Genomic DNA, 25,770 nt, shown 5'->3' with positions numbered 1-25,770 from the left:
GGTGTCTCTCCTAGGTGAGGAAGCTCTTGAGCTCGAAGACGAGTTTGCGGATGTGGCCGGAGATGACCGGGGTGCCCAGGTCCTTGAGGCGTTGCCGGAACCAGGGGTTGACGCTCTGCTGACCGGAGCTGCTGACCGAGCCGACCGGGATGAACTTGACCCCCGACCGGTGCACCGCCTCGATGCTGTCGAACAGCGGCTGGGAGCGGTCGAACTCGTAGAAGTCCGAGATCCACACCATCACGGTGTTCTTCGGCTCGACGATCTTCGGGCGGGCCATCGCCATCGCCACCGGCCCGTCGTTGCCCCCACCCAGCTTGGTCCGCAGCAACACCTCGAACGGGTCGTGCACCCACGGGGTCAGGTCCAACGCCCGGGTGTCGTAGGCGATCAGGTGCACGTCGACCTTGGGCAGCCCGGCGAAGATCGACGCCAGGATGGTGCAGTTGACCATCGAGTCGACCATCGACCCGGACTGGTCCACCACCACGATCAGCCGCGAGGGGGTGGTCTTGCGGGCGGTCTGCCGGTAGTAGAGCCGGTCCACGTAGAGCCGTTCGTCCTCCGGACTCCAGTTGGGCAGGTTCTTCCAGATGGTGCGGTCCAGGTCCAGGTTGCGGAACACCCGCTTCGGCGGCACGGACCGGTCGATCGCCCCGACCGTGGTCTGCTCCACCTGGGTACGCAGCACCTGGGCGACCTCGTCGACGAAGCGCCGGATCAGGGACTTGGCGTTGGCCAGCGCCACCCCGGACAGGTTGGCCTTGTCCCGCAGCAGCTGCTCGATCAGCGACATGCTCGGGGTGAGTTGCCGGGCCAGCGTCGGATCCGCCAGCACCTCCCGCAGATGCATCCGGTTGACCAGATCCCCCTCGATACCGGCGAGGACGGGACCCAGCCCGGTACCCTCCCGTCGCAGCTCACCGGCTTCGCCGCCGAGGGCCTGCTCGAACCAACCCGCGTCGGACTGCCACCGGGCCAGTTGACCCGCGCTGACCGGCCCCGCACCGGTGGCGAAGACGTTCAGCAGCAGCTTCGACACCAGCGCCGCCCGCCGCACCTCGGCCTCGCCCGGCCGGTGCGCCTCACCGGTGGCTGCGGTCTCGCCGTCGGCCCCGGTCTCGGTGTCCGTGAGCAGGCCGCGTAGTTCGTCGGCGAGCTGCGGGAACCGCTGGACCACGTTGTCCACCGACACCGTCGGGTCCAGCAGCATGGCGGGCAGGCCCAGGTCCTCGACCACGGCCATGCTCGCCGATTCCAGGGCGGGCTGCTCGTCCGGGTCGAAGATGCGGGCCAGCAGCCGCCAGTAGAGCACCTGGCGGCGATTGGCGGCGGCCAGGTCGCTCGGAGTGAGGTCGGAGTCGGTCATCGGCGCAGCAACCGTCCCGCCCGCTCGCGCAGCACCGCCACCGCGTCGCCCGCCTTGGCCTCGGCCTTCGCCACCTTCGGATCGGTGATCCCTTCGGCCCAGTCGCCGTTGTGCGCCTCGACGGGTCTGCGTTTGACGGTGGCCTGCACCGCCAGCGGCTGCACCAGCCAGCGACCCCCGTCGAAGCGCAGCAACCCGAGGCAGCACGACGAGGCGGCGACCAGCGCGGGGGTCAGCGGCCCGGCCGCCGGCAACCGGTCGACGGCCACCGGAAGGTCCTGGTCCTCCCAGCCGAGGGTCAGCCCGTAGTCGTCCTGCCGCACCGTGTAGCCCTCCAACAGCACCGGTTCGGCGATCGCCGTCGGGTGTCGGTCCAGCGGCGCGGTGGCCGCCGCGACCGCCGGAGCGAGCAGCAACCGGGCGGTGGCGAAGGGATCGGCCGGCTCACCGACCCGGGCCTGACCGTCGACCCACCGCAGGTCACCGCCGTGCAAGGGCAGGTCGGTCACGGTCACCGCCCGCCGTTGCGCCAACGCGGCCAGCAGGACCGGATGCGCCTGCAACAGCCGCCACACCGCCGGCCCGGTGATCGTCTCGACCTTCGCCGCCGCCACCGTCGTACGCACCAGCCGGGCCGCTTGGCCGTCGGCCGGTTCCAGGACGCCGTGCACCTGAACCCCGACGGCCGTGCCGTGCTCGTGCAGGTCCACCCCGAGCGGCAGCAGACGACCGGAAACCGTCTCGACCTCGCCCTCCGGGACCGACCAGTCCTGAGCCAGCAGCACCCCCCGGGACCACAGATCCGCCCAGCGCCGCGCCGGGACCTGCGCCATCATGGCCACCGGCAGGCTGGCCCGCAGCTCGGCGGCGAGACCATCCAGCAGCACCGCCAACCGGCGCAGCCCCGGCTCGGCCAGGGCCGCCTCGACCGGCGTCCCGACGCCCGAGAGCAGGTCATGGTCGACCCCGCGCCAACCCGCCACCGCCGTCTCGTGCAACCAGGCCCGCGCCGCGCCCCGAGGCGAAGACACCTCAGCCGGTACGCCCACCGATGCCGACCACGGCGTCCGCTCGCGCCCGACGGCCGCGTCGAACTGGCCGATCAGTGAGTCGTGGGCCGCTCCCAGCAGGGCCGACCGGGCACCGGCCAGGGCGGCCAGGTCTTCCTGGCTGAACGACCCGGCGGTCACCTTGCCCACCGCCTCGGCCACCCGATCGTGCAGCGGAGTGCCGGCGACCGCGTCGGCCAGGGCGGCCAGCGCGGCGGCGGCCTCCTCACCGACCCGCGCGAACCCACCCACCATGGCCTCGTCGAAACCGGCCACCACCGCCTCGGCGTCGGCCAGCCCCACCGGAAGGCTCTCCTGTAGCTGCGCCAGTTGGGTGCTCAGCATCAGCGTGCCGCCCCGGTGGCCGGGAACCAGTGCAGCTCGGGCAGCGCGGTGGTGCTGTCCGGCAGTTCGAGGTAGGCCAGGTGACGCAGGAACCGGCTGAACACCACCGCGGCCGGGGTCGCCTCGTGCCGGGTGTCCATCCGGGCCAGCAGGTCGGCCCCGCCGCGTACCCCCTCACCGGCCTCGACCCGCAGGTAGCGGGCGACCCGGTCCACGCCGTACTGGAGAACGGCCTCCTCGGCGAGTGCTTCCAGGTGCTTGCAGGGCGCGCCGCGCAGCCCGCCGCAGGGCCGGTTGTTGTTGGTGCTGCAGTGGTAGGCGTGGGTGCCGGCGGCCACGGACGAGACGTAGACCCGTTCGATGTCCGAACCACTGGAGACCACACCCTGTAGCCGTCCGTCGGCCAACTCGACGAAGGGCACCTTCGCCAACTTGCGTGGCCGGGCGGGCGGCACCACCGCCAGCACGCTACGTCCCCGCCAGGCCGCCCCGTCAGCGTCCGTCACCTGATGTCCTCCCCGCCCCGTCGCGGACACCGTCCGCCCATGGTGAAGCCGCACCGACCGCTGTCGGCACCGCCATGACGGGGAGGATCATGTCGGATGGCTACGACACTTCACCGCCGCCGTCCGAGCCTCGGGACACCACCCCCCGCCCCCGCCCCGCCCCCCTGCCCCCTGCCCGTCGATCATGAGGTTGGCGGCGGTAGTCGATCTCTGGAGTGCCGCTAACGTCATGGTCAACGGGGTGTCTCTCCCGCATAGCGTTGCGCTTGGAGGCTTGTGCGAAGTCGTGTGAGTGGGCGGCTTCGGTGAGATATGTACGATCCGTTCATGCGGTATGAGCAGACGATCACGGTGCGGGCCGATCAGGCGCGAGCCTGGGCGGTGCTGGCCGCGGTGACCACTTGGCCGCAGTGGACCAGTTCAATGCGGGAGGTGCAGCCGCTCGACGGCGACGAACTGGCGCTCGGGCACCGATTTCGGGTCAAGCAGCCCGGCATGCCGGCCCTGGTCTGGCGGGTCAGCGCGCTACAGGTTGGTGACTCGTTCACTTGGGAGACTCATTCGCCTGGTGTGCGTACCTCCGGGTTCCACCGGCTGGCCGCCAACCCGGACGGCACCACTTCGATCACCGTCGGCCTGGACCAGACCGGGCCAGTGGCGCGACTGCTCGACCTGCTGATCGGCGCCAGGACCCGGCGGTTCCTGGCCCTGGAGGCCGCCGGACTCAAGGCAGCCAGCGAAAGCTGACTGGGCGACACCCCTGCCACTCGGTCACCAAATGCCCCCCGTCGGCGGTCCTGAAGGGTCGGTGAGGCCGACGACCGTGGCCAGTCGCGCCACGTCGGCCGCCGCCGGTCCACCCCGGATGACCTCGGCGAGCAGGGTACGAGCAACCGGACGGTTACGGACCTCGGCGGTGTCGCCGAGGCGGTGGGTGGCCAGGGACCGGGCCACCTGGAACGGCAGCCACCCCGAAGTGGCCTGCCACCGCCAGCCGGTGCGCCTCCACCCACTGGGCAACCAGTGCCCTATGCCTTTTCCAGCACGATCAAGCGGTACTCCAGCCACCGCCGCGACAATCCCGCCTGCAACGCCGATCCGCCGATCATGTTGGCCCAGAACGGCATCTCCACCAGACGGTCACGGAGCCGTGGCACCGCTGCGGTGGCACCCACCGCCACCTTGATGAGGCGGTCGCGGGGCCGACCGAGATGCAGATATGCGGTCAGATCCAGATCCTCGACCAGGCGCAAGCCGGCGCGCTCAGACATGGCGGCCAACTCGGCGACAGTGTGCAGACTTCCGACCCGCCACCCGGCGCGGAACTGGTCGAGACAGCGCTCGCGGGCGGCCAGCCCGCGATCCTTCTCGGTCATCCAGTCGTCGCACAGAATCAGGCGGCCGCCGGGACGCAGGCGATCCACCAGGGATGCAAGCAGCTTCTCAAACGACGGCGAGTGCACGACCGCCTCGACGGCGACCATCGCGTCGTAGTGCGGCTCGGCGGGCAGCTCGGCGAAGTCAGCGCAGATCACCTGGCAGCGGTCGGTCAGTCCCTCGCGGGCGAGCCGTTTCGCGGCGATCTCGGCCTGCACCCGGCTGATGGTCACCCCGGAGATGAACCCGCCGACCTCCTGGGCCAGGCGCACCACTGTCCCGCCGACGCCACAACCAAGGTCGAGCACCCGTGCGGTGCCCGCCGGAATGTGCCCGCGCAGACGCTCGATCATCAGGCGATTGACCGTGTCCATGGCCTGGGCCGCGTTCGCGACATCCGGGGTCCACACACCTCGGTGGATAGCGTCACTGCCCGGGCTCTCGGCCACCAGAAGAAACCGGCGGGTGTTGTCGTCGTAGTAGTCAGCGACACGATCAACATGGCCCGGTGCGACGCGCTCAGATGTCGAACTCATCGACGCAAGCTAGCACGGCAGATGAGCAGCAGTTACACGGAGAGTAACCGTACCGTTGCGTGTTCCGATCCAGGCTGATAGCTGACCTTCAATGGGTGAGGCCGACGACCGTCGCCAGTCGCGCGACGTCGGCCGCCGCCGGTCCGCCCCGGATGATCTCGGCGAGCAGGGTACGAGCGACCGGACGGCTGCGGACCTCGGCGGGCGCGATCCGGTCAGCCGCCAGCAGAACCTGCCCGGCCCGCAGGTGCTGGCCGGCGTCGAGGTACATGCGGGCAGCGTCGACGAGGTGGGCGGCGCGATGCTCCGGCGGCAGGCGCGACCAGCCGCTGCTGCGGATGACATGCTCGTGGCGTAGCACCGCCTCGGCGGTGTCGCCGAGACGGTACGCGGCCAGGGACCGAGCCGCCTGGACGGCAGCCTTCCCACAGCCGGTGTGCTGGGCGTCGGTGTCGCCGGTGTGCCGGTCGGCGAGGGCGGCGGCCCGATCCAGCAGGTCGTGAGCGTTGCGGCGGTCCCCGTAGCCGGCGGCGGCTAGCCCGGCCTGGAGGTAGAGGCTGCCGCGTACGGTGTCGTCGTCTGCGGGGTTCGCTGCGGCCAGGGCGGCGGTGAGGGCGATCCGGTGGTGGCCGAGGGCGCGCAGGGCCTGGGCGACGGCGACGGTCGCGACGGCGGCGAGGGTGGGGTCACCGGCGGCGGTGGTGACCGCCCGGTCGGCGGCGAGCCAGGCGAGGTCGGGGTGGTCGAGTTTGACCAGCACATTGGCGGTCAGCCGATAGGCGGAGACCAGAAGGGTGCCGCCGGTGGCGTCGAGCAGGTCGGGCAGGGCACCGAGCAGTTGTGGGTAGCGGGCGTGCTGGTAGGCCATCCAGGCGTACGCGACCTGGCCGCTGGCCTGCTGTGCGGCGACCGTGCGCCGGGGTCGGTTGTGGTAGCAGGCGAGCGCCGCCCGCACCGCCTCGACCCCGTCGCGGCCGGCTGACGTCGGTGGTGGTCGGCGGGGGCCGAGCAGCATCTGCGGGTCGAGACGCAGCACCTCGGCGATGTCCCGGATCACCGAGTACCGGTCGAGCCGACGTACGCCGCGTTCGACCTTGTCGACCCAGCTTTTCGACTTGCCGAGCCGATCGGCGAACGCCTGCTGGCTCATGCCCCGGTGGGCGCGCAACTCGGCCACCCGCCGCCCGAGGGGTACGGAGTTGTGGTCGCGCCGGTGGGTCATCGGCCGCCCCCGGCGGGGGGCATCGTGTGGGTGTGCTCCCCGCAGCGCGGACACCACCGCGACTTCACCTTGAACGCGAGTAGCCCAAGCAGGAAGCCCGGCACCAGCCCGCCGAGTACAACCGACACGACCTCGTGAAGCACGATCTCCCTCATTTCCTGATCGGGGTAGAGGGGCCGGGGTCTCTGCACCGTTGCCCCTCGTGACAGTTCGCGATATATGCGAAAGGTTGCCGGAGCGTCACGGACGGTTGCACCGCTGGCGTGTGACCATAAGGGGACGTCTACGAAAGGTCCCCGTGGGCATGGCGCGAAACGATGACCTCCGGCAAGCGATGGCGACAGCCGGACTCACCGCTGCTGACCTGGCCGAACGCTGCGAAGTGGACGCGAAGACCGTGGAAAGGTGGGTCAGTCGGGGGCGCGTGCCCCATCCCCGCTCAAGGGTGCGTGCGGCCGCGGTGCTGGGCAAAGATGTAGATGTGCTGTGGCCTGAGATCATCCGACGCGCTGCGAAGGTAGGGACTGTCAACGGCCAATCAGATTTCCCCGTAGGCGGCCAGTAGTTTTCCCCGCTGGCGGCCATGGTTTTTCCCCGGTGGCGGCCAGGTAGTTCCCCGCCGTGGGGTGGTGCTGGGTTAGTGCAGGGCTTTGACGCCTTGTCCGGCGGTGGCTTGGTTGAACCGGTAGCTGTCACCCTGGGTCACGACGACGTGGGCGTGGTGCAGGAGCCGGTCGACGGTGGCGGTGGCCAGGGTCTTGGGCATGATCTCGTCGAAGCCGGAGGGGTGCAGGTTCGAGCTGACCGCGAGGCTGCGTCGTTCGTAGGCGGCGTCGACGAGGCGGTAGAAGCCTTCGGCGGCGTCGGGTGAGACCGGTAGCAGGCCGATGTCGTCGATGATGATCAGGTCGGTGCGGATCAGTCTGGTCATCGCTCGGGCGACGGAGTCGTCGGGGCGGTGCCGGCGGACCATGACGCCGAGGTCTTCGATGGTGAACCAGGCGACGGTCATGCCGGCCTCGACGGCGGCTTGGCCGAGGGCTTCGCAGAAGTGGCTCTTGCCGGTGCCTGACGGGCCGCAGATGGATAGGTTTTCCTTGCGTTGCACCCATTCCAGGCTGCGTAGCGCGTCCTGGGTCGGCCTCGGGATGGAGGAGGCTTGTTCGTCCCAGTCGCCGAAGGTCTTGCCGGCGGGGAAGGCGGCGCGTTTGCGGCGGGTGCGCAGGTTGGCCTGGTCCCGGCCGGCTGCCTCTTCGGCGAGGAGCACGCGCACGACTTCTGCTGGGTCCCAGCGTTGCGCTTTCGCGGTGGGGATGAGGTCGGCCATGGCCCGGCGCAGGTGCGGCAGTTTCAGCCGGCGGGTGAGCTCGATCGCTTCGGTCAGCGGGTCACCGGCCGCGCCGGTGACCCGCAACGGGGTGATGGTCACTGTTCTCCAGTCGTGCCGAAGGTTGACCAGGCGGAGGTGCCTGGTTGCAGGCTGTGGGTTTCGCTGGCCCGAGTGGGTGGGGTGTCGTCGTCGCGTTGGTGGGCGAGGATGCGGATCAGGTCGTTGTCGGCGAATCGGCCCGCCAACGCGGCGGTGCCGAGGGCCCGGTCGACGTGGTCAACGCCGTGCAGCTTGGCCAGGGCGACGGCTTCGGCCATCTTGCGGCGGACTCCGCGGATGCCGGCGGCTGCGGCTTCGACCAGCCAGGCGGCGGCGCCGGGGCCGAGGGCGAGGAACGCGGCCTCGTCGGCGGTGCGGGCCCGGGGCACCCGCTCAGCGGTGTCGGACTGGCGTGATCGGGGCGGGTAGTGCTCATCTCGGATTGACGGGCGGCCGGGCTGGGCCCGCTGGTGGCGGGCGACCTCGGCCGGCCCGTCCTTGCCGACGGCGGTGACGATGAGTTCGTCGCCGTGGAACCGGGCCCAGACCCGGGTGTCGACCAGATGGTGCGGGACCGAGTAGCGGACCCCGTCGACGGAGATGGTGCAGTCCCAGTTCACCCGGCGGGTCGTGCCGAACGCGACGGTGAACGGCTGCGCCGGCAGCGGGTGCAGCCGATCGCGTTCCTCCAGCAGGGCTTCGGCCGGACGACGGCGGGTGTCGCGGTGCAGGCGGGCGTTGACCTCGTCGGTGAAGTCACGGCAGGCCGCCTCCAACTCAGCGAACGTGCGGTACTGGCCGAGCAGGTTCGCTGTGGTGGGGACCAGGTCCGCCTTGGCGATCTTCACGGTGTTCTCGGCGCCGCCCTTGGACTGCGGGTCCGCCGGCACGCAGGTGCGGATCGTCATCCCGTAATGCCGGGCCACCTGCACGATCTCCGGATTCCTCACCGCGATGTCCGCGACGTGCTCAACCGTGATCGTCTTCTCGTTGTCGGTCAACACATACGCCGGCACCCCGCCCAACCGCCGCAGGGTGGCGTCCAGACAGGCCACAACCGTCGGCAGCGTCTTGTCCAACACTGGAATCACCACCCGGAACCTCGACCAGGGCAGCCACGCGCACCACAACGTGGTCCGCCGGCCGCCGATGCGCGGGCCCTCACCCCAGTCGAACTGCAGCCACAAACCGGGCTCGGGGATCCACGGGCGGAACACCCGCCGCTGCCCTACCTGCCAGGACTTCTTCACCGCCGCGACCGCCCGGCGGGTAGTGCGTTCCCCGCCGGCGAAGCCCATCGCGGTGATCCGCCGATGCACCACATCGGCACGGACCCGGCCACCCGAACGGGCCACCAACTCCTCGATCTTGTCCATGAACTCGTCGATCGGCCGAGCCCGCTGCGTCCGCTCCTCAGGGCTGCGCCCCTCGGCCCGCAACTTCACATACCGGGCCACGGTGTGATGGTCACACCCCGCCAGCTCGGCCGCCGCACGGTAACTACCCGTGAGGTCGTACGCCTCCAAGATTTCCACGATCTCCCTGCCGCATTTCACGCCGCCGACCCTCGCCGACCAGCATCTCGTCATGATCAGCGGGGAGATATCTGGCCATCCACGGGGAGAACCCTGGCCATCAGCGGGGCGGTAAATGGCCGCCTATGGGGATCTTTCACTGGCCGCCGACAGTAGGGACCGACCGGGAGCTGGTCGGCATGTACCCACGCCGTGCAGACCTGCCCCGAGCGGTCTTCCGTGAGGCGATCGCGCGTGCCAACTCGCGAATGTGGTTCGGCGGGTACACCAGCTACTTTGTGTGGCTGGAAGTGCCCGACGCTGCCGCTACCCTCGCCGCCAAGGCCGACGCCGGGGCCGATCTGCGATTCCTGCTCGGTGACCCCGACAGCCCGATCACGGCCGAGCGTGACCGACTGGAAGCGACTCCGCTCACGTTGGCGACGCGCATCGCGATGACGCGCGCAGAGATCGGCAAGGTCGATGCCGCAGTCCCGGTCCGGCTGTCAGATCGCCACATCGCCATGTCCGTGTGGGTCTTCGACGACGAGGCCATCGTGGCCACTCATATCGGTGCCGGGCTCGGGCAGGACTCGGTGACGCTGCACCTGCGGCGTGCGCAGGACGGCGGAGTATTCGACCGGTACGTGGAGCACTTCGAGTCGCTGTGGGCCGATGGCAGACCCGCCGATCCACAGAGTTGAGGGATAGTCCGTCACCCCCCTGCCTTGTCCTCAACTGCCACGACCAGTGCGTCGAGGTCCGCGACTGAGGCACCGAGAAGAGGGCTGGCGGGCCTGCCTTCGCGCCCGTGCCGTTTGCGTGGCAGTGCTGCTGTTCTACACGCCGGGCCGGGGCCGGCTGCACTGCCACAATCGGCGAATGGCGATGAGTCCCCGCAGCCCTCGCTGCTGAATCCTCGGGTGCATGGTCGACTGGACGCGGACAGCTGCACCGACCCGGAAGGGCTGTTCATGACCAACAAGGAACCGCCGAACTACCAGCGCGTCGTGGACGACCTGCGCTCGCGGATCCTCTCTGGTGAACTGGCTCCGGGCGACAAGCTCCCCACCGAGAAGGAGCTACAGCAGCGGTGGGGCTATTCCACGACCATCGTCAAGCACGCCCTCACCCTGCTGCGCAGCGAAGGGCTTTACCTGATCTCTGACATGCCGCAAACCTCATGATCAACCGGGTGGGGCGGGTTCAGGGGTGGGTGGGTGGGGGTGGGGGGGTGTGCAGGCGGGCGGTGTATTCGGCGAGGGTGTCCAGGCCGACGGTGTGGCGGCGTTCGTCGACGTACTCCGGGTCCTCGATCGGCTGGGGTTGCAGCGGCCCGGTGTGGTCGGGGCCGTGCCAGAACTGGGTGCCGTACCGCTGGGGTCTGCCCTCGGCGCGCAGGACCCGGTCGGTGAGGTAGGCCAGGTGGCGGGGTTTGGCCTCGCCGTCGCGGACGGCCTGGTCGAGCAGGGCCAGGCAGCGGCGCTGGAAGTCCAGGTCGTGGTCGGCGTGCTGGGCGAGCAGCCAGGCGGCGTCGGCCGCCTCCGGCCCGACGTCGCTACGCCGAGGCCAGCCGTACCGGTCGATGACCTGCTTGAGCCACGCCGTGTTGTCGACGTCGACCTGGCAGGCCCAGGCCCAGAAGGTGTCGTCACGAGCCTGGCCCGGCACCCCGGAGCGTGCCTCCTGGTCCCGGTCCATCCGCTCGACCAGTTCGGCGGCGACATCGGGCGGCACCGGACGGTAAGGGGTGCCGCTGGTCGGGGCGTTGTCGTCGTGCCGGCCACACTCCGGACGATTTTCCGCGATCTCAACAGCCGCGCCCGTCACATCCACCATCCTGACATGGCCAGCTCGTTCAGCGGTGCGGGCACCACCGACGGAACGGGGGCAGGGTGGGCAGGTCGGGGCACGACCCGGAAGAGGACGCGGGGTCGCCGACCTTCAGCCCGTCCGCCGAACTGCCGCCGCTGTCCCCGGCCGACCTCGGCGTGTTGCGGCAGGTCGGTGGGCGATGGCAGGTCAGCGACACGGTACGGGTGCTGCCGGTGGATCCGCAGGCGGGGGAGGTCCGCTCGTCGGCGGTCGGCGGAGCGCACCGGGCCGCCATGCTCTTCCTGCCGGACTCGCCCGGCCAACTGACCGCCACCCCGATCGCGGAACGACCGGACACCGCCGAAGGGCGGGTCCTCGGCGGACTGCGTCGGCTGCTGCTCGGCTCGCCGCTGACCAGCGCGTCGATCCTGCGGGAGAAGATGTCGAAGGTCATCGCGTTGCCGGTGCTCGCCTCCGACCTGCTCTCCTCGGTGGCGTACGGGCCGGAGGCGATGCTGGTCGTGCTGGTGCTGGCCGGCAGCGGTGCCCTCGGGCTGTCGTTGCCGATCGCGGCGGCCCTGGTGGTGCTGATGCTCGCCGTCGGCACCTCGTATCGGCAGACCGTCCGGGCTTACCCGCACGGCGCCGGGTCGTACCTGGTGGCCAGCGACAGCCTGGGGCCGCGTGCCGGCCTGGCCGCCGCGGCCGGGCTGGTCCTCGACTACGTGCTCACCGTGTCGGTCTCGGTGTCCGCCGGGGTCGCCGCAGTTACCTCGGCGCTGCCTTCCCTCGCCGCATATCGAGTGCCGCTGGCCCTGGCGGTCATCGGGGTACTGCTGATCGGCAACCTGCGCGGCATCCGGGTCGCCGGCAATGCCTTCGCCGTGCCCACGTACTTCTTCCTCGTTGCCGTCCTCGGGCTGATAGCCGCCGGGTTCGTCCGGGCCGCAGCCGACGGATTCAGCGTCGTGGCCCCGCCGCCGACACCTGCGGTGGAAGGGCTCGGTCTGCTGGTCGTGCTGCGGGCCTTCGCCTCCGGGGCCACCTCGATGACCGGCATCGAGGCGGTCTCCAACGCGGTACCGGTGTTCCGTCCCACCGCGTGGCGCAACGCCCGCACCGTGCTGACCTGGATGGTCAGCATCCTGATCGTGCTGTTCGCCGGGCTGACCCTGCTGTTCCACCTCAACGGTCTGGTGCCCCGTGCCGACCAGACCCTGCTGTCGCAGTTGGCCCGGCTGACCTTCCCCACCGGCCCCTGGTACGCGATCATCCAGGCCGCGACGGCGCTGGTGCTGCTGCTGGCGGCGAACACTGCCTTCAACGATCTGCCGCGTCTGCTGTACTTCATGGCCCGCGACGGGTACGTGCCCCGCCGCTTTCTGCACCTGGGCGACCGGCTGGCGCTGAGCAACGGGCTGATCGCCCTCGCGGTCGCCGCCGCGGCGATTCTGGTGGCCTTCGGCGGCGAGACCCACTCCCTGATCCCGCTCTACGCGGTCGGGGTCTTCCTCGCCTTCACCCTCTCCCAGACCGGCATGGTCAACCACTGGCGACACCACCGCGAACCCGGCTGGCGGCGGCGCGCGGCCATCAACGGCTTCGGTGCGACCCTCTCGGCGGTCGTCCTGGTGACCGCCGCGGTCACGAAGTTCACCGAGGGCGCCTGGGCGGTGGTGCTCGCCGTACCCCTGTTGATCTATTTGTTCCTCCGGGTGCGCCGACATTACGACCACGTCCAACAGGCCCTGGGCCTGCACCCCGACCACCCGCCCTCGGTGGACCCGGCCGAGGACGCGCCACCCGCCGTCGTCCCGCAGCAGGTACGGCATCTGTTCCTCGTCCCGGTGGCCCGCCTCAACCAGGCGGCGCTGCGCACCCTCGCCTACGTCGGCTCGCTCGGCCAACCGGCGCTGGCCCTGCATGTCAGCCCCGAGGGTACGGAGGCCGAACGGTTCCGCACCCAGTGGGACACCTGGGGCGACCACATCCCGCTGGAGATCATCCTGTCGCCGCATCGCGTGATCATCCAACCCCTGGCGGAGTACGCTGCCGCGCTGCGGCTGCACCACCCCGACCTGACCCTCACCGTGGTCGTACCGGAGGTGGTGGTCGACCACCCCTGGCAGCGGGTGCTGCACTACCGCACCGAACAGCGACTACGACGGGCCCTGCGCCGCCACCCGGGCATCGTGGTGACCAGCCTGCCCACCCACCTGACCCGCTGAGCGGTGGCAGTTGGACTGGCCGGTGCACACAACACCGGACAGCCCAACCGCCACCGCTGCGAGGTGCTTCTGTCGGTTCAGACCTGGTGCTCGCGGTAAATGGTCAGCCCGTATTTGACGGCGACCGGTCTCCACATCTTGACGAATTTCTTTTTGGCCGCCGTGGCCTCGCGCGAGTAACTCATGCCGTCGTGCCAGTCGGCGCCTTTCCGGCACCCGGAGAGCTGTACGTATTCACCCCAGCGGACAAAGGCGTCATCCGCCTGCAGGGAATGGCGCAGCGCCTCCACCAGTGTTTTCCGCAGTGCGGCGCCCTTCGGCAAGGCCGACACGTCAAGTTCCTCAAGGGCCTCGATCTGGCGGATCCGGCCGTCCGCGACCTCCCGCAGATCATCTGTCGCCCCCGCCGGGTTCCTGCACGACTCCAGGTCGGCCAGCGCATCGAACAGGAGGCTACGGCTACGCCCGGACCATTTGATGATGTTGTCCAGCAGTACCGCCTGGTCTTCGGCGCTGGAGGTGACGGCCTGGCCACCGCCGTCAGCGTTGATCTCGATGCTGGCGACGGCACCCGGTGCGACCGCCAGCGCCACTCCGTTGCCATCGAGCACGATGCGAACGTTGCCCTGGACCACGTCAACTGTGATTCTGTTGGTGCCCAGCACGACGTAGAGTTCGCCAACGATGTTTCCGGCGGCGTCCCCGTGGCTGACGACCACGGTGGGTTGGCCCTCCGCCTCGTCCTTAGAGAGGATCTTCCGGATGTAGTCCGCGCCGAAGCTGACGACGACCTCCTTGCCGATTTCCAGCGCGATGGTGCCGATGGCCTTCGCGGCGGGGCCACAGCCGGAGGATGTGCTTACCAGGATCATGATCATTGCCATCGCGGTGACCAGTCGGGGCTGCGAAGAATTGCCACGCCACATGATCATTTTATGATCCGCGCACTGGCACCGGCAATCGATGTAGTCGCGGCCTCCTGCCGCGAAAGTAAATGGGGCCGTCAAGCCTCGCCACAGATTTTCGATGACACTTTCGCCCAGGGAAATGCGAAAGGCCGGAATCGCGGATCCGGCGCAGGAGTGCCGACGCTTGTGGCTGTGCTGCCGCTCAACTGGGCGAATGAATGCCGACCCGCCCGGTGAGCGGTGGCAGTTGGCCTGGCCGATGTGCAAAGAACCGGACAGTCGAACTGCCACCGCTGCCGATCGGATCAGTGGGTGAGGACGACCGTGGAGATGCTGCGGGCGCCGACGTTGACGCTCACCTGACCGCCGTTCACGCTGACGGACTGACTGGCCGCGTTGGCGTTCTGCGAGGTCAGGTAGTGCTCGGCCCGGGTGACGCCTTGCGGCACCTGGATCACGGCGTTGTTGACCGCGCTGGTCGAGCGGTTCAGGATCACCAGGGTGGTCTTGCCGCCTCCGGTGTAGGCGGTCACCTCCAGCGGATTGGCCTTGGTGCTCTTGGTCAGGGCCATCCGCTGGTAGCCGGGGCGGACGTACTTGGAGTACTGCGAGAAGGCGTACCCCCGCTTGAGGGGTGCTCCCGCCGTGGTGCCGAAGGCGGCCTCGCCGTCACCGATGAACGAGTAGTACCGCTTGCCGTACCACCAGATGTAGGCGGTCCAGTTCGCCTCCATCGACCGGTGCACCGTACGCATGATGTCGTCCAGGGTCTCGTTCCAGACCGCCAGGTTGGCGGGGTTGCCCCAGATGTTGGAGCCGTTGCCGTCGGCCGCGTGCAGGTTCCACTCGGTCATCCACACCGGCTTGTTGTGCTGGTCGGCCAGGGGGTACGAGCGCAGCCGGCCGGAGGCTTCGGTGCCGTACAGGTGGCCGCCGATGTAGCCGATGTTGTTGCGGGCGGTGGTGTCGTTGAGGGTCGGATCGGTGTAGGTGTAGTTCAGGTTCACCGCCTCGGCGACCATCAGCCTGGTGTTCTGCACTCGGGTGCCGTGATCACGGACGAAGTTGCGCAGCTCCGTGCCGCTCCAGTCCATCGAGTCGTAGTCGGGGTGCCAGTCCGGCTCGTTCTGCACCGAGGTGACATCGATGGTCACGCCCTGGTTGCGCATGTACTGGACGTAGCTGTTGAGGTGGTTGGCGTAGTCGGCGTAGCGGTCGGTGCGCAGCTTGCCGCCGTTGATCCGGCTGTTGTTCGTCTTCCACTCCGCCGGTGCGGTCCACGGCGAGGCGAGGATCTTCACGCCAGATCCGGAGGACTTCGCCGTACGCAGGGCGTTGACCTGGGTCGACCACTCGCCGGAGACCGGCGAGATGCCGGTACGCACGATGGACAGCCCGAGCTGGTTGGGGCCGAGACCGACCAGGGTCTGGGTGTCCGAGGTCGACCAGGTGCCGCCCCAGATCGGGGTGGCCGCGCCGAATCCGTCGACCGTCTGGTAGCGGGTGTTGCTGTTGACCGTGATGTCCGCCGGGCCGGTGGGCGGCGGGGTGGTCGGGGGCGGGCTGGTCGGCGGCGGAGTCGTCGGGGGTGGGGGAGTGGTGGGGGTGGTGCCGCCGGTGCAGGTCACCCCGTTGAGGGCGAAGCTGGTCGGGGCGGGGTTGCTGCCCGACCATGATCCGTTGAAGCCGAACGAGGTCGTGCCGTTGGTCGGGATGCTGCCGTTGTAGCTGACATTGCGGGCGGTGACGGTCGCGCCGCTCTGGCTAAGGGTGGTGTTCCAGGCCTCGGTGACCCGCTGCCCGGCGCTGTAGTTCCAGGTCAGGGTCCAACTGGTGACCGGATCGCCGAGATTGGTGATGCTGACGTTGGCGCCGAAGCCGCCCTGCCATTCCGACGACACCGCGTAGTTGACCGAGCAGCCGGCGGCTGCCGCCCCGGCCGGCAGTGCCACGGCGACCCCGGCCGAGGCCAGCAGTACGGCACCGGTGGTCACCCGAGCGGCGTTGACCCTGAATCTTCTCTTGACGTCTCTCATCGCTGCCGTGCCCTTCGAGAGTGAACGTTCACCTTTCGTTGCGACCGGCGCGGCGCTGCGTCGGCCCTGTCCGCGCTCCCCGGTGGACGGTGAAACCATCGATCTCGTCCCGGATGGCGGCGACTTTCTATCGACCATCCTTGATGGGATGGGAGCGCTCCCGTAATGTACCGGACGCAGCTGTTAACGTTAACCTAACATTGATGACCGGCAATATCAGGTGGTCTTGCCGGGCGGGAGGTCGCGGTATGTCCAGATTCAGGCGAACAAACGTGTTGCTGGCCTCGGCCGGGGTGGCGTTGCTGGCCTCGTCGGTGGCCATCGTGGCGTTGCCGGCCAGCGCGGCGGCGGCCGGCTGCTCGGTGCGGTACGAGGTGCCGTCACAGTGGCAGGACGGCTTCGGCGCCAACGTCACCATCACGAACCTGGGTGACCCGGTGACCAGTTGGACCCTGACCTGGTCCTTCGGTGCGGGGCAGCGGGTCACCCAGTTCTGGAACACCGAGCTGACCCAGAGCGGCGCGACGGTCACCGCCCGCAATGTCAGTTACAACGGCAACATCTCCACCAACGGCACGACCTCGTTCGGCTTCAACGGGTCCTGGAGCGGCAGCAACCCGGTGCCGACCAGCTTCGCCCTCAACGGGGTGACCTGCACCGGCGGCACCACCCCCACCACCCCGCCACCCGGCACCACCCCGCCGCCGACCACCCCACCGCCCACCACCCCGCCCCCGACGACTCCGCCGCCCACCACCTGCAACCTGCCGTCGTCGTACCGGTGGTCCTCGACCGGCGCCTTGGCGCAGCCGAGGGCGGGTTGGGTGTCGTTGAAGGACTTCACCCACGCGCCGTACAACGGTCAGCACCTGGTCTACGCCACCACGCATGACACCGGTACGACCTGGGGTTCGATGAACTTCGGTCTGTTCTCGAACTGGAACCAGATGGGTTCGGCCAGCCAGAACCAGATGCCCTTCGCGGCGGTCGCGCCGTCGTTGTTCTACTTCGCCCCGCGCAACATCTGGGTGCTCGCGTACCAGTGGGGTGGGCCGGCCTTCTCGTACCGGACCTCGACCAACCCGACGAACGTCAACAGTTGGTCGTCGGCGCAGACGTTGTTCACTGGGTCGATCTCGAACTCGGGTACCGGTCCGATCGATCAGGCGTTGATCGGTGACGACCAGAACATGTATCTGTTCTTCGCCGGGGACAACGGCCGGATCTACCGGGCCAGCATGCCGATCGGGAACTTCCCGGGCAGTTTCGGGTCGAACTACACCACGATCATGACCGACACCACGAACAACCTGTTCGAGGGCGTGCAGGTGTACAAGCTGCAGGGCCAGAACCGGTACCTGATGATCGTCGAGGCGATCGGGTCGCAGGGCCGCTACTTCCGGTCCTTCACCGCCACCAGCCTGGGTGGCACGTGGACCCCGCAGGCCGCCAGCGAGAGCAACCCGTTCGCCGGTAAGGCCAACAGCAACGCCACCTGGACCAACGACATCAGCCACGGTGAGTTGATCCGCAGCAACGCCGACCAGACCATGACCATCGACCCGTGCAACCTGCAACTGCTCTACCAGGGCCGGGCCCCGAACTCCGGCGGCGACTACGGCTTGCTGCCCTACCGTCCGGGCGTACTGACCCTGCAACGCTGATCGGATGACAGCGGTGGCCTCGCTGGTGGATCGGCGAGGCCACCCCCGGTGTCCTCCAGGCCCGGTCGGCGCCACCACCGGATTGCCGGCACGGCCGGGCACCCTCGGGCGCACGCCCCGAGGCAGACCCGATCGAAGGAGTCGGCCATGAACGTCATCGGTGAGGCCCGTCCCGCCTCTCCACCGCGCCGCAGATGGCGGTCCGGACTGGCGGTGTTGTCCGCCGCCGTCCTGGCCGCCGGCACCCTCGTCGCGGTGCACGCCACCCCGGCCGCCGCGGTCACGCCTGACACCAACGCCTGGTACGTCCTGGTGAACCGCAACAGCGGCAAGGCCCTGGACCTGTACGCCGCGTCGACCGCCGACGGTGCCCGGATCAGCCAGTGGACCCGCAACAACGGCGCCAACCAGCAGTGGCAGTTCGTGGACTCCGGGGGCGGGTTCTACCGGATCAAGTCCCGGCATTCCGGCAAGGTCCTGGACGTCTACAACTTCTCCACCGCCGACGGCGCGGCGATCGTGCAGTGGGCCGATCACAACGGGACCAACCAGCAGTTCCGGCTGGCCGACTCCGACGGTGGCCACGTCCGGCTGATCAGCCGACACAGCAACAAGGTGGTGGAGGTGCAGGGCGCCTCGACGGCCGACGGCGGTAACATCGTGCAGTACGCCGACTGGAACGGCAGCAACCAGCAGTGGCAGCTCGTCCGGGTCGACGGCGGGGGCACCACCCCACCCCCGCCCACCGGGGGCACGGGCTGCGGCAAGGCGCCCACCCTGTCCAGCGGCACCCACACGATCTCCAGCGGCGGCAAGAGCCGGTCGTACATCCTGCGGGTGCCGGCCAACTACAACCAGAACAACCCCTACCGGTTGATCTTCGGGTTCCACTGGCGGGGCGGCACCATGCAGGATGTCGCCTACGGCGGGACCAGCGGTGCCGCCTGGTCGTACTACGGCCAGCAGGAACAGTCGAACAACACCGCGATCCTGGTGGCCCCCCAGGGGCTCGGCAACGGGTGGGGCAACGCCGGCGGTGAGGACGTCGTCTTCGTCGACGACATGATCAGGCAGATCGAGAGCGCCCTCTGTGTGAACCCCCGGCAGCGTTTCGCCCTGGGCTTCAGCTGGGGTGGCGGCATGAGCTACGCCCTGGCCTGTGCCCGGGCCGAGGTCTTCCGGGCGGTGGCGGTGATCGCCGGTGGGCAGATCAGCGGCTGTGCCGGTGGTAACCAGCCGATCGCCTACTTCGGGTTGCACGGCATCTCGGACAACGTGCTGAGCATCGGCCAGGGGCGGTCGCTGCGCGACACCTTCGTCCGCAACAACGGATGCAACGCCCAGAACCCGCCGGAGCCGGGGGCGGGCAGCCGTACCCACATCACCACGGCCTACTCGGGTTGCCGGGCGGGCTACCCGGTGCAGTGGGCCGCCTTCGACAACGGGCACATGCCCGGCCCGGTGGACGGCACGTACGCCGAAAGCGGGGTGACCACCTGGACCAAGGGTGAGATCTGGCGGTTCTTCGCCCAGTTCTCCTGACCCGCGCCGGTCGGCCGTCGCCACCCGTACGACACCGGGTGGCGGCGGCCCGGCGGGACGGTCATCGCTGGAGGCGGGTCGCCTTGCCGGACCCCTTGCGGCGGACCAGCCACGCCTCGGTGATGTGGGTGAACATCGCCTCGGCGGCCCCCTCGGGATCGCGGGCGGCGATCCGTTCGTAGATGCGGCGGTGCCCCCGGTTGGAGGCCACACACAGTGAACGCTGGGTCCGACCCAGGTAGCGCGCGGTGTTGACCACCTGGCTCTCCAGCGACCGTACGACCCCACGGGCGATGCGGTTGCCGGAGGCCTGCATCACCACATCGTGGAAGGCCCGGTCGTGGTCGTGGTAGGCGACCTGGTCGTCGACCAGCTCGTCCATCCGGTCCACCAGGGCACGGAGCCGGTCGAGGGTCTCCGGGTCGGCCAGCCGGGCGGCGACATGGGCCATGTCGGACTCCAGCAGTCGCCGGGTGACCACGAGGTCGTCCAGGATGGCCAGGCTGTCGTCCTCGGCGATGGTGGCGGCCAACACGAGTTCGTCCAGCATGTCCCACATCGACTGGGGGGTGACCATGGTGCCGGCGCCCTGACGGACCTGCACCAGGCCCTTCTCCTGAAGGACCTTGACCGCCTCCCGGACGACCGTGCGGCTGACCGAGAAGGTCTCGCAGAGCACCGGTTCGGGGGGCAGGGCCGTGCCGGAGGGGTGCACCCCACGGACGATGCGTTGCACCAGCTCGGCGGTGACCGCCCTGCCGAGGTTCGTGGGTCGCCGGACCCAGGCCGGGCTGGCCAGGCCGTCCAGGGTCGTCTCCTGCGGTGGCGTCATGTCCCCTCCGATTTGCTCTGCCGTGGCACGACGTCCAAGGAGATCAGTGTACGTCTCGCCCGTTGACCGTCAGACGTCATACGAGTTACGTTCCATCGATCGACTGTCGGCCTGGCGGCCGGTCCGCCAGCCCTCCCCGTACAGAGGTGAACAACGATGAAAAAGCGTGCGTTATGGTCGGCCGCCCTCGTTGTCGGACTGGTGACGATGGCGGGCTGCGGAAGCGCCGGCGGGCCGGGCAACTCCTCCGGCGGCTCGGCGGACAAGCTGGTGGTGTGGGACTGGAAGTCCGGCGAGGCCTCCGCCGCCCAGTACCTCGACAAGGCCAAGGCCGACTTCGCCCGCAAGCACCCCGGGGTCAGCGTGGAGTTCGTCGCGCAGCCCTTCGACCAGTACTACACCCTGCTGGGTGCGGCGATCCAGGCTGGCAAGGGCCCGGACGTCATGCTGTTCAACGGCGGCGGCCAGATCCGGGACCGGGTGGACGCCCTGGTGCCACTGGACGAGCAGGTGGCCGAGGACAAGCAGCGCCTGGCCGGCTGGGAGGCCTTCACCGCCGACGGGAAGACCTACGCCGCCCCGGTCACCCTCCAGGGCCACCCCATCTACTACAACAAGGCCCTCTACGCCAAGGCCGGGCTGGACCCGGCGACCCCGGCCACCACCTGGGACAGGTTCCTGGCCGACTGCGCGGCCATCGCCCGGGCCGGGGCCAAGTGCTTCGCCCTGGGCAACAAGGAGGGCGCCGGCATCCAGTTCTGGCTCTCGGCCCTGGGCTCCGGCATCCTCACCGCCCAGGAGTACGACGACTGGATCGCCGGCAAGCGGGACTGGAACTCGCCGAACGTCAAGCGGGTCTTCGCCCTCTGGCAGGAGGCCGGCAAGGCGGGCCTGAACAACGACGGGGCCAACTCCACCGCCATGTTCAACGACTCTTTTGCGATCTTCCAGTCCGGCAAGGCGGCCCACATCATCGGGCTGATGTCCGACGTGGGGCACTGGAAGGACTTCAGCGAGTTCATCACCCCCGACGACCTCGGGGTGATGAGTGCCCCGGTGGTCACCGCGGGCACCACCCCCAGCCTGGCCTACGACGGCGGCATCGGGTACGCGGTCGCCAAGTGGACGAAGGACCCCGAGGTCGCCGCCGACCTGGTGCGCTCCCTGACCTCGACCGAGGCGCTCAAGGCCTTCTACGCCGACGCCGGGGCGATCGCCGCCGACACCACCATCGACGTCTCCCAGGGCGGCCCGGCCGTCGCCGGCATCGTCTCGGCCCTGCGCGGTGGCAAGCCGGCCCTGCACGTGGCGCTCTCCTCCAAGACGATCGACCTGATGGGACGGCTCTCCCAGCAACTGCTCAGCGGCTCGATCACCGTGGACGAGGTGGTGAAGCAGTTGGCCGCCTCCGACCAGGCGGGCTGAGCGGGTGCCGATCGGAGACACGCGGCCGTCGGTCCGTCCGGCTGGGCGGACCGACCCGGCGGCGGCCGACACCGTACGCCGCCGGGTCGGTCGGGGCGCCCCGGGTCGGCCGCGCGGCGAGCGGCTGGCCCCCTACCTCCTGGTCGCCCCGGCCGTGCTGATCATCGTGGTGCTGCGGCTGTATCCGCTGGTGCTGGGGGTCAACTTCTCCTTCACCGGCGACGGGGTGCGCAACGGCACCGTGGTGGGCCTGGACAACTACCGGGAACTGCTGGCGGATCCGCTGTTCCGTACCGCCCTGGGCAATGTCGGGTGGCTGGTGCTGCTGCTACCGGTGGCGGTGGCCATCCCCGGACTGCTGGCCACCTTCATCTACCTGCGGGTGCCCGGCCACCGGGTGTACCGCAGCGTCTACTTCTTCCCCGCGGTGCTCTCCCCGGTCATCGTCGGGGCGATCTTCAACCTGCTGCTCGCCTTCGACGGCCCCCTCAACACCCTCCTCGGCTCGGTCGGTGTCCCGCCCACCGACTGGCTGGGTGACCCGGACATCGCCAAGTTCGTGGTGGTCGGGGTGCATGTCTGGGCCACCTTCGGCATGTCCCTGGTGGTCTTCCTGGCCGGGTTCGCGACCCTGGACGGTGCCCTGCTGGACGCGGCCCGGGTGGATGGGGCCGCCCTGCCCCAGGTCATCCGACACGTGATCATCCCAGGGCTGTCCCGGACCATCCAGTTCGTCTTCGTGACCACGATGATCGGGATGCTGACCTCGATGTTCGGCCTGCTCTACGTGATGACCAGCGGCGGCCCGGAGGGCTCCACCTACCTGCCGGAGTACTACATCTGGATCCAGCAGGGCCAGATGAACCGCCCCGCCCTGGCCTCGGCCGCCTCGACCGTGCTCTTCGTGATCATGCTCGTGGTGGGGCTGTTGCAGATCCACCTGCTCAGGCGGGCCGGAAAGGAGAGCTGATGTCCCACCTGCGTGGGCGGTGGCTGATCGCCCTGCCGATGTCCCTGCTGGCCCTGGCGACGATCTACCCCCTGCTGTTCACCGCCAACGTGGCGATGAAGACCCGCCGGGACTACATCCTGGACCGGTTCGCCCTCACCGACGCCCTGCGGTGGGACAACATCGTCACGGCCTGGACCAGCGTGGGGATGGGGCGGTACTTCGTCAACTCGCTGGTCGTGGTGACCTTCTCGGTGCTCCTGCTGCTGCTGTTCGGCTCGATGGCCGGCTTCGCCCTGAGCCAGTTGCGGTTCCGGGGTTCCTCGGCGCTGTTCCTCGGCTGCTTGGCGGGCCTCTTCGTACCCTTCCAAGTGATCATGGTTCCGCTGGCCCGGATCATGGCCGACACCGCCCTGATCGACACCTACCCCGGGCTGATCCTGGTCTACGTGGCCCAGTTCCTGCCCTTCACGGTCTTCCTGATGACCAGCTACTACCGGACCATCCCGGCGGAGATCATCGACGCGGCCCGGATCGACGGCAACAGCATCTACGGGGTGTACCGGCGGATCATGATTCCCCTGGGCACCCCGGCCCTGCTGTCGGTCGGCATCCTCAACGCCCTGTTCTGCTGGAACGACGTACTCATGTCACTGGTGATGATGCCCTCGGCCGAACACCGCACCCTGATGGTCGGGGTGACCTCCCTGCGGGGGCAGTACTCCGACGACATCCCCACCTTCGCCTCCGGCGTACTGATCGCCGCCATCCCCGTCCTGGTGGTCTACCTCTTCCTCCAGCGTCAGATCGCCGACGGCGTAGCCGCCGGCTCCACGAAGGGTTGACATGCGGATCACCGGATACCGGACGCTCACCACCGTGCAGGAATGGGGACGCCCGGTCGGCGACGCCAACGGCGTCTTCGCCGACGGCGTGGTCCCGGTGCCGATCGTCGTCGTCGACACCGACCTGGGCATCTCGGGCGTCGGCATCGGCCCGCACGTCGAGATCGAACGGATCTTCGCGGCCATCGACGGCGAGGATCCCCGGGCGGTGACGACGCTGTACGACCGGATGCTGCGGCACACCTTCAAGGCGGGACACGCCGGCCCCGTGTTCGGCACCATCGGTTCACTCGACACCGCGCTGTGGGACATCAAGGCGCAGATCGCCGGAGAGCCCCTGTGGCGGCTGCTGGGTGGACGCGACCGGCGGGTCCCCGCGTACGCGTCGGGCCTGGACATCGCGTTGAGCGACGACGAACTCGTCGCCACGTACCAGGGCTATGCCCGGCACGGGCTGCGGGCCGCCAAGCTCAAGGGCGGCCTCGACATCGAACGCGACCGGCATCGACTGGAGTTGGTCGGTGAGGTCCTGACCGAGACCGGGCACGGGCGGCGGCCAGGTCTCATGCTCGACGTCAACGAGGCCTGGACCCGTAAGCAGGCCGTCCGGCACGTCTGCGAACTCGAACGCACCCTGGACCTGATCTGGATCGAGGAACCGGTGCGGCGCTGGGACGCCGAGGGCCTGGCCACCGTCGGGCGGGGGGTCCGCGCCTCGATCGCCACCGGCGAGAACCTCACCGGTTTCGAGCAGTACCCGCCGTTGATCGCCGCCGGTGCCGTCGACATCGTGCAGACGGCCGCGGTCGGTGGCATCACCCATTTCCTGCGGGTGGCCGCCCTGGCGCACGCGCACGACCTGCCGGTCAGCCCGATCGGCAACAGCCTGGTGGGGCTGCTGCACGCGGCCACCTCGGTGCCGAACCATCTGACCAGCGAGTTACAGGACCTGTCCGCACCGGTCGGCATCACCTTCGACCTCCAGGTCGAAGGCGGCGCCTTCGTCCTCGGGGACTCACCCGGACTCGGTGTACGCCTCGACGAACAACGCATCTCCGCCGCCGACCGGCGTCCGCCGCCGCCGGCGTCCGAGGGCCCGCACGTACGCCCGGAACGAGCCGGACGCCGCCTGTTGGCGGAGGCCGACGGCGTCCCGCCCACCCGGCGGTGGCCCGTCGCGGCACCCACCCCGGCGTCCCCCAACAGTCACGGGCCCGACGGACAGATCCACCGGACGGTGGCGTCATGAGTGCCCGGTCGTTGCCGCTGCGGCCGACGGTGCGCCTCACCGAGTTGGGCCTCGGCGCCGCGCAGGGCGGCAACCTCTACCGGGTCACCACGGACGAGGAGTTCGCCGCGGCCGTCGACACGGCCTGGCAGGCGGGCATCCGCTACTTCGACACCGCGCCGCACTACGGACTCGGGCTCTCCGAGCGACGCCTCGGCGCCGCGCTGCGGCACCGTCCCCGGCACGAGTACGTGGTGTCGACGAAGGTCGGGCGGCTGCTGGTGCCCTCACCGGAGGACGCGCACCGGACCGACCCGGAGGGCTTCGAGGTGCCCGCGACCCACCGGCGGGTGTGGGATTTCAGCCGCGACGGGGTACGTCGCAGCATCGAGGCCAGCCTCGACCGGCTGGGCCTGGACCGGATCGACATCGTCTACCTGCACGATCCCGACGACCACTGGGAGCAGGCCGCCGACCAGGCGGTGCCGGCCCTGGTCGAGCTGCGCGACGAGGGTGTCGTCGGCGCCATCGGAGCCGGCATGAACCAGTCCGCGATGCTGGCCCGCTTCGTGCGGGAGACCGACGTCGACGTGGTGATGTGCGCCGGCCGGTACACCCTGCTCGAACAAGGTGCTGCCGGTGACCTGCTGCCGGCCGCCGAGCGGCGTGGCGTGGGCGTGGTGATCGCGGGCGTCTACAACTCGGGGCTGTTGTCCCGGGACCACCCTCCGGCGGACGCGTACTACAACTACCAGCAGGCGCCACCGGCGTTGCTGGCGCGAGCCCGTCGGCTCGCCGCAGTCTGCGAGACGTACGGCGTGACGCTGCCGCAGGCGGCCCTCGCCTTCGTCCGCCGGCACCCGGCCGTGATCTCCACGGTGGTCGGGGTGCGCGACGCGGCGCAGGCGACCGAGACCGTACGCCGCTCAGCGGTCGCCGTACCTGACGAACTCTGGGCCGCACTGACCACGGCCGGCCTGCTCGCGGTTGGCCCGGCCAGGAGGTGAAGTG

24 protein-coding genes are annotated in these 25,770 nt (G+C 69.5%); 12 read left to right on the top strand and 12 right to left on the bottom strand.

What is annotated here, in order from left to right; translation table 11 throughout:
• Positions 1–10: 10 nt before the first annotated feature.
• From OIE53_RS10310 to OIE53_RS10300, 3 genes are read right to left on the bottom strand one after another with little or no spacing between them, the layout of a single operon-like run.
• A complete protein-coding gene (locus OIE53_RS10310) occupies positions 11–1,369 on the bottom strand; it encodes a VWA domain-containing protein (protein WP_327026382.1) in 1,359 nt (452 codons plus the stop codon).
• Positions 1,366–2,763 carry a hypothetical protein gene (locus OIE53_RS10305; RefSeq protein WP_327026381.1) on the bottom strand — a complete coding sequence of 466 codons (1,398 nt, stop codon included), beginning with the start codon at positions 2,761–2,763 and terminating at the stop codon, positions 1,366–1,368. Before OIE53_RS10305 ends, OIE53_RS10310 begins: the two co-directional genes overlap by 4 nt.
• Positions 2,763–3,230 carry a hypothetical protein gene (locus OIE53_RS10300; protein ID WP_327027146.1) on the bottom strand — a complete coding sequence of 156 codons (468 nt, stop codon included), beginning with the start codon at positions 3,228–3,230 and terminating at the stop codon, positions 2,763–2,765. The genes OIE53_RS10305 and OIE53_RS10300 overlap by 1 nt, the downstream gene beginning before the upstream one ends.
• A 366-nt stretch (positions 3,231–3,596) precedes the next feature.
• Here OIE53_RS10300 and OIE53_RS10295 point away from each other — a divergent pair, with 366 nt between their 5' ends.
• A complete protein-coding gene (locus OIE53_RS10295) occupies positions 3,597–4,016 on the top strand; it encodes an SRPBCC family protein (RefSeq protein ID WP_327026380.1) in 420 nt (139 codons plus the stop codon).
• Between the two features lie 24 nt (positions 4,017–4,040).
• Here OIE53_RS10295 and OIE53_RS10290 read toward each other — a convergent pair whose 3' ends face one another.
• The 3 genes from OIE53_RS10290 to OIE53_RS10280 all read right to left on the bottom strand — a co-directional run bounded on the left by OIE53_RS10290 (position 4,041) and on the right by OIE53_RS10280 (position 6,404).
• The gene (locus OIE53_RS10290) at positions 4,041–4,223 is read right to left on the bottom strand and encodes a hypothetical protein (RefSeq protein ID WP_327026379.1); all 183 of its coding nucleotides are present in this window, start codon (positions 4,221–4,223) and stop codon (positions 4,041–4,043) included.
• Between the two features lie 74 nt (positions 4,224–4,297).
• Positions 4,298–5,182 (bottom strand): methyltransferase domain-containing protein, encoded by an 885-nt coding sequence (locus tag OIE53_RS10285; RefSeq protein ID WP_327026378.1) that lies wholly within the window; start codon positions 5,180–5,182, stop codon positions 4,298–4,300.
• Positions 5,183–5,270: 88 nt separating this feature from the next.
• Positions 5,271–6,404, bottom strand: coding sequence for a helix-turn-helix domain-containing protein (locus OIE53_RS10280; protein WP_327026377.1), 1,134 nt, complete (start codon positions 6,402–6,404; stop codon positions 5,271–5,273).
• A gap of 304 nt (positions 6,405–6,708) precedes the next feature.
• Here OIE53_RS10280 and OIE53_RS10275 point away from each other — a divergent pair, with 304 nt between their 5' ends.
• Positions 6,709–6,969 carry a helix-turn-helix domain-containing protein gene (locus OIE53_RS10275; protein ID WP_327026376.1) on the top strand — a complete coding sequence of 87 codons (261 nt, stop codon included), beginning with the start codon at positions 6,709–6,711 and terminating at the stop codon, positions 6,967–6,969.
• 72 nt (positions 6,970–7,041) lie between these two features.
• Here OIE53_RS10275 and istB read toward each other — a convergent pair whose 3' ends face one another.
• Together istB and istA are read right to left on the bottom strand one after the other, a co-directional pair.
• Positions 7,042–7,833 (bottom strand): IS21-like element helper ATPase IstB, encoded by a 792-nt coding sequence (gene istB, locus OIE53_RS10270; protein WP_327026375.1) that lies wholly within the window; start codon positions 7,831–7,833, stop codon positions 7,042–7,044.
• Positions 7,830–9,329, bottom strand: a complete 1,500-nt coding sequence (gene istA / locus OIE53_RS10265; protein WP_327026374.1) for an IS21 family transposase — start codon at positions 9,327–9,329, stop codon at positions 7,830–7,832. Before istA ends, istB begins: the two co-directional genes overlap by 4 nt.
• Before the next feature lie 104 nt (positions 9,330–9,433).
• Between istA and OIE53_RS10260 the strand changes: the two genes are divergently transcribed.
• Both OIE53_RS10260 and OIE53_RS10255 read left to right on the top strand, forming a co-directional pair.
• A complete protein-coding gene (locus tag OIE53_RS10260) occupies positions 9,434–9,991 on the top strand; it encodes an XRE family transcriptional regulator (protein ID WP_327026373.1) in 558 nt (185 codons plus the stop codon).
• 270 nt (positions 9,992–10,261) lie between these two features.
• Positions 10,262–10,474, top strand: a complete 213-nt coding sequence (locus OIE53_RS10255) for a winged helix-turn-helix domain-containing protein (RefSeq protein ID WP_327026372.1) — start codon at positions 10,262–10,264, stop codon at positions 10,472–10,474.
• A gap of 19 nt (positions 10,475–10,493) precedes the next feature.
• Here the strand turns inward: OIE53_RS10255 and OIE53_RS10250 are convergent, their stop codons facing one another.
• Positions 10,494–11,126 (bottom strand): DUF6624 domain-containing protein, encoded by a 633-nt coding sequence (locus tag OIE53_RS10250; RefSeq protein WP_327026371.1) that lies wholly within the window; start codon positions 11,124–11,126, stop codon positions 10,494–10,496.
• Between the two features lie 56 nt (positions 11,127–11,182).
• Between OIE53_RS10250 and OIE53_RS10245 the strand changes: the two genes are divergently transcribed.
• A complete protein-coding gene (locus OIE53_RS10245; protein ID WP_327026370.1) occupies positions 11,183–13,330 on the top strand; it encodes an APC family permease in 2,148 nt (715 codons plus the stop codon).
• Positions 13,331–13,407: 77 nt separating this feature from the next.
• Here OIE53_RS10245 and OIE53_RS10240 read toward each other — a convergent pair whose 3' ends face one another.
• Both OIE53_RS10240 and OIE53_RS10235 read right to left on the bottom strand, forming a co-directional pair.
• Positions 13,408–14,529 carry a hypothetical protein gene (locus OIE53_RS10240; protein ID WP_327026369.1) on the bottom strand — a complete coding sequence of 374 codons (1,122 nt, stop codon included), beginning with the start codon at positions 14,527–14,529 and terminating at the stop codon, positions 13,408–13,410.
• Between the two features lie 14 nt (positions 14,530–14,543).
• Positions 14,544–16,274 carry a cellulose binding domain-containing protein gene (locus OIE53_RS10235; RefSeq protein ID WP_327026368.1) on the bottom strand — a complete coding sequence of 577 codons (1,731 nt, stop codon included), beginning with the start codon at positions 16,272–16,274 and terminating at the stop codon, positions 14,544–14,546.
• Positions 16,275–16,522: 248 nt separating this feature from the next.
• On the opposite strand from OIE53_RS10235, the gene OIE53_RS10230 reads away from it, so the two are divergent.
• Together OIE53_RS10230 and OIE53_RS10225 are read left to right on the top strand one after the other, a co-directional pair.
• The gene (locus OIE53_RS10230; protein ID WP_327026367.1) at positions 16,523–17,938 is read left to right on the top strand and encodes a non-reducing end alpha-L-arabinofuranosidase family hydrolase; all 1,416 of its coding nucleotides are present in this window, start codon (positions 16,523–16,525) and stop codon (positions 17,936–17,938) included.
• Positions 17,939–18,085: 147 nt separating this feature from the next.
• On the top strand, positions 18,086–19,480 hold the full coding sequence (locus tag OIE53_RS10225) for an RICIN domain-containing protein (protein ID WP_327026366.1): 1,395 nt from the start codon (positions 18,086–18,088) through the stop codon (positions 19,478–19,480).
• 61 nt (positions 19,481–19,541) lie between these two features.
• Here the strand turns inward: OIE53_RS10225 and OIE53_RS10220 are convergent, their stop codons facing one another.
• Positions 19,542–20,312: a FadR/GntR family transcriptional regulator gene (locus OIE53_RS10220; protein ID WP_327026365.1), complete on the bottom strand. Its 771-nt coding sequence runs from the start codon at positions 20,310–20,312 to the stop codon at positions 19,542–19,544.
• A gap of 156 nt (positions 20,313–20,468) precedes the next feature.
• On the opposite strand from OIE53_RS10220, the gene OIE53_RS10215 reads away from it, so the two are divergent.
• Genes OIE53_RS10215 through OIE53_RS10195 form a run of 5 tightly spaced genes read left to right on the top strand, consistent with a single transcriptional unit; the run spans position 20,469 to position 25,766 of the window.
• Positions 20,469–21,737, top strand: a complete 1,269-nt coding sequence (locus OIE53_RS10215; protein ID WP_327026364.1) for an ABC transporter substrate-binding protein — start codon at positions 20,469–20,471, stop codon at positions 21,735–21,737.
• 4 nt (positions 21,738–21,741) lie between these two features.
• Positions 21,742–22,707, top strand: a complete 966-nt coding sequence (locus tag OIE53_RS10210; RefSeq protein WP_327026363.1) for a carbohydrate ABC transporter permease — start codon at positions 21,742–21,744, stop codon at positions 22,705–22,707.
• Positions 22,707–23,531, top strand: coding sequence for a carbohydrate ABC transporter permease (locus OIE53_RS10205; protein WP_327026362.1), 825 nt, complete (start codon positions 22,707–22,709; stop codon positions 23,529–23,531). The genes OIE53_RS10210 and OIE53_RS10205 overlap by 1 nt, the downstream gene beginning before the upstream one ends.
• Before the next feature lies 1 nt (position 23,532).
• A complete protein-coding gene (locus OIE53_RS10200; RefSeq protein WP_327026361.1) occupies positions 23,533–24,780 on the top strand; it encodes a mandelate racemase/muconate lactonizing enzyme family protein in 1,248 nt (415 codons plus the stop codon).
• Positions 24,777–25,766 (top strand): aldo/keto reductase, encoded by a 990-nt coding sequence (locus OIE53_RS10195; RefSeq protein WP_327026360.1) that lies wholly within the window; start codon positions 24,777–24,779, stop codon positions 25,764–25,766. The genes OIE53_RS10200 and OIE53_RS10195 overlap by 4 nt, the downstream gene beginning before the upstream one ends.
• Positions 25,767–25,770: the final 4 nt, after the last annotated feature.

The organism is Micromonospora sp. NBC_01739 (assembly GCF_035920385.1).
Taxonomy (GTDB): domain Bacteria; phylum Actinomycetota; class Actinomycetes; order Mycobacteriales; family Micromonosporaceae; genus Micromonospora.
Note: the sequence above shows the minus strand (reverse complement) of the source record. Positions and strands in the feature narration are given on the sequence as shown.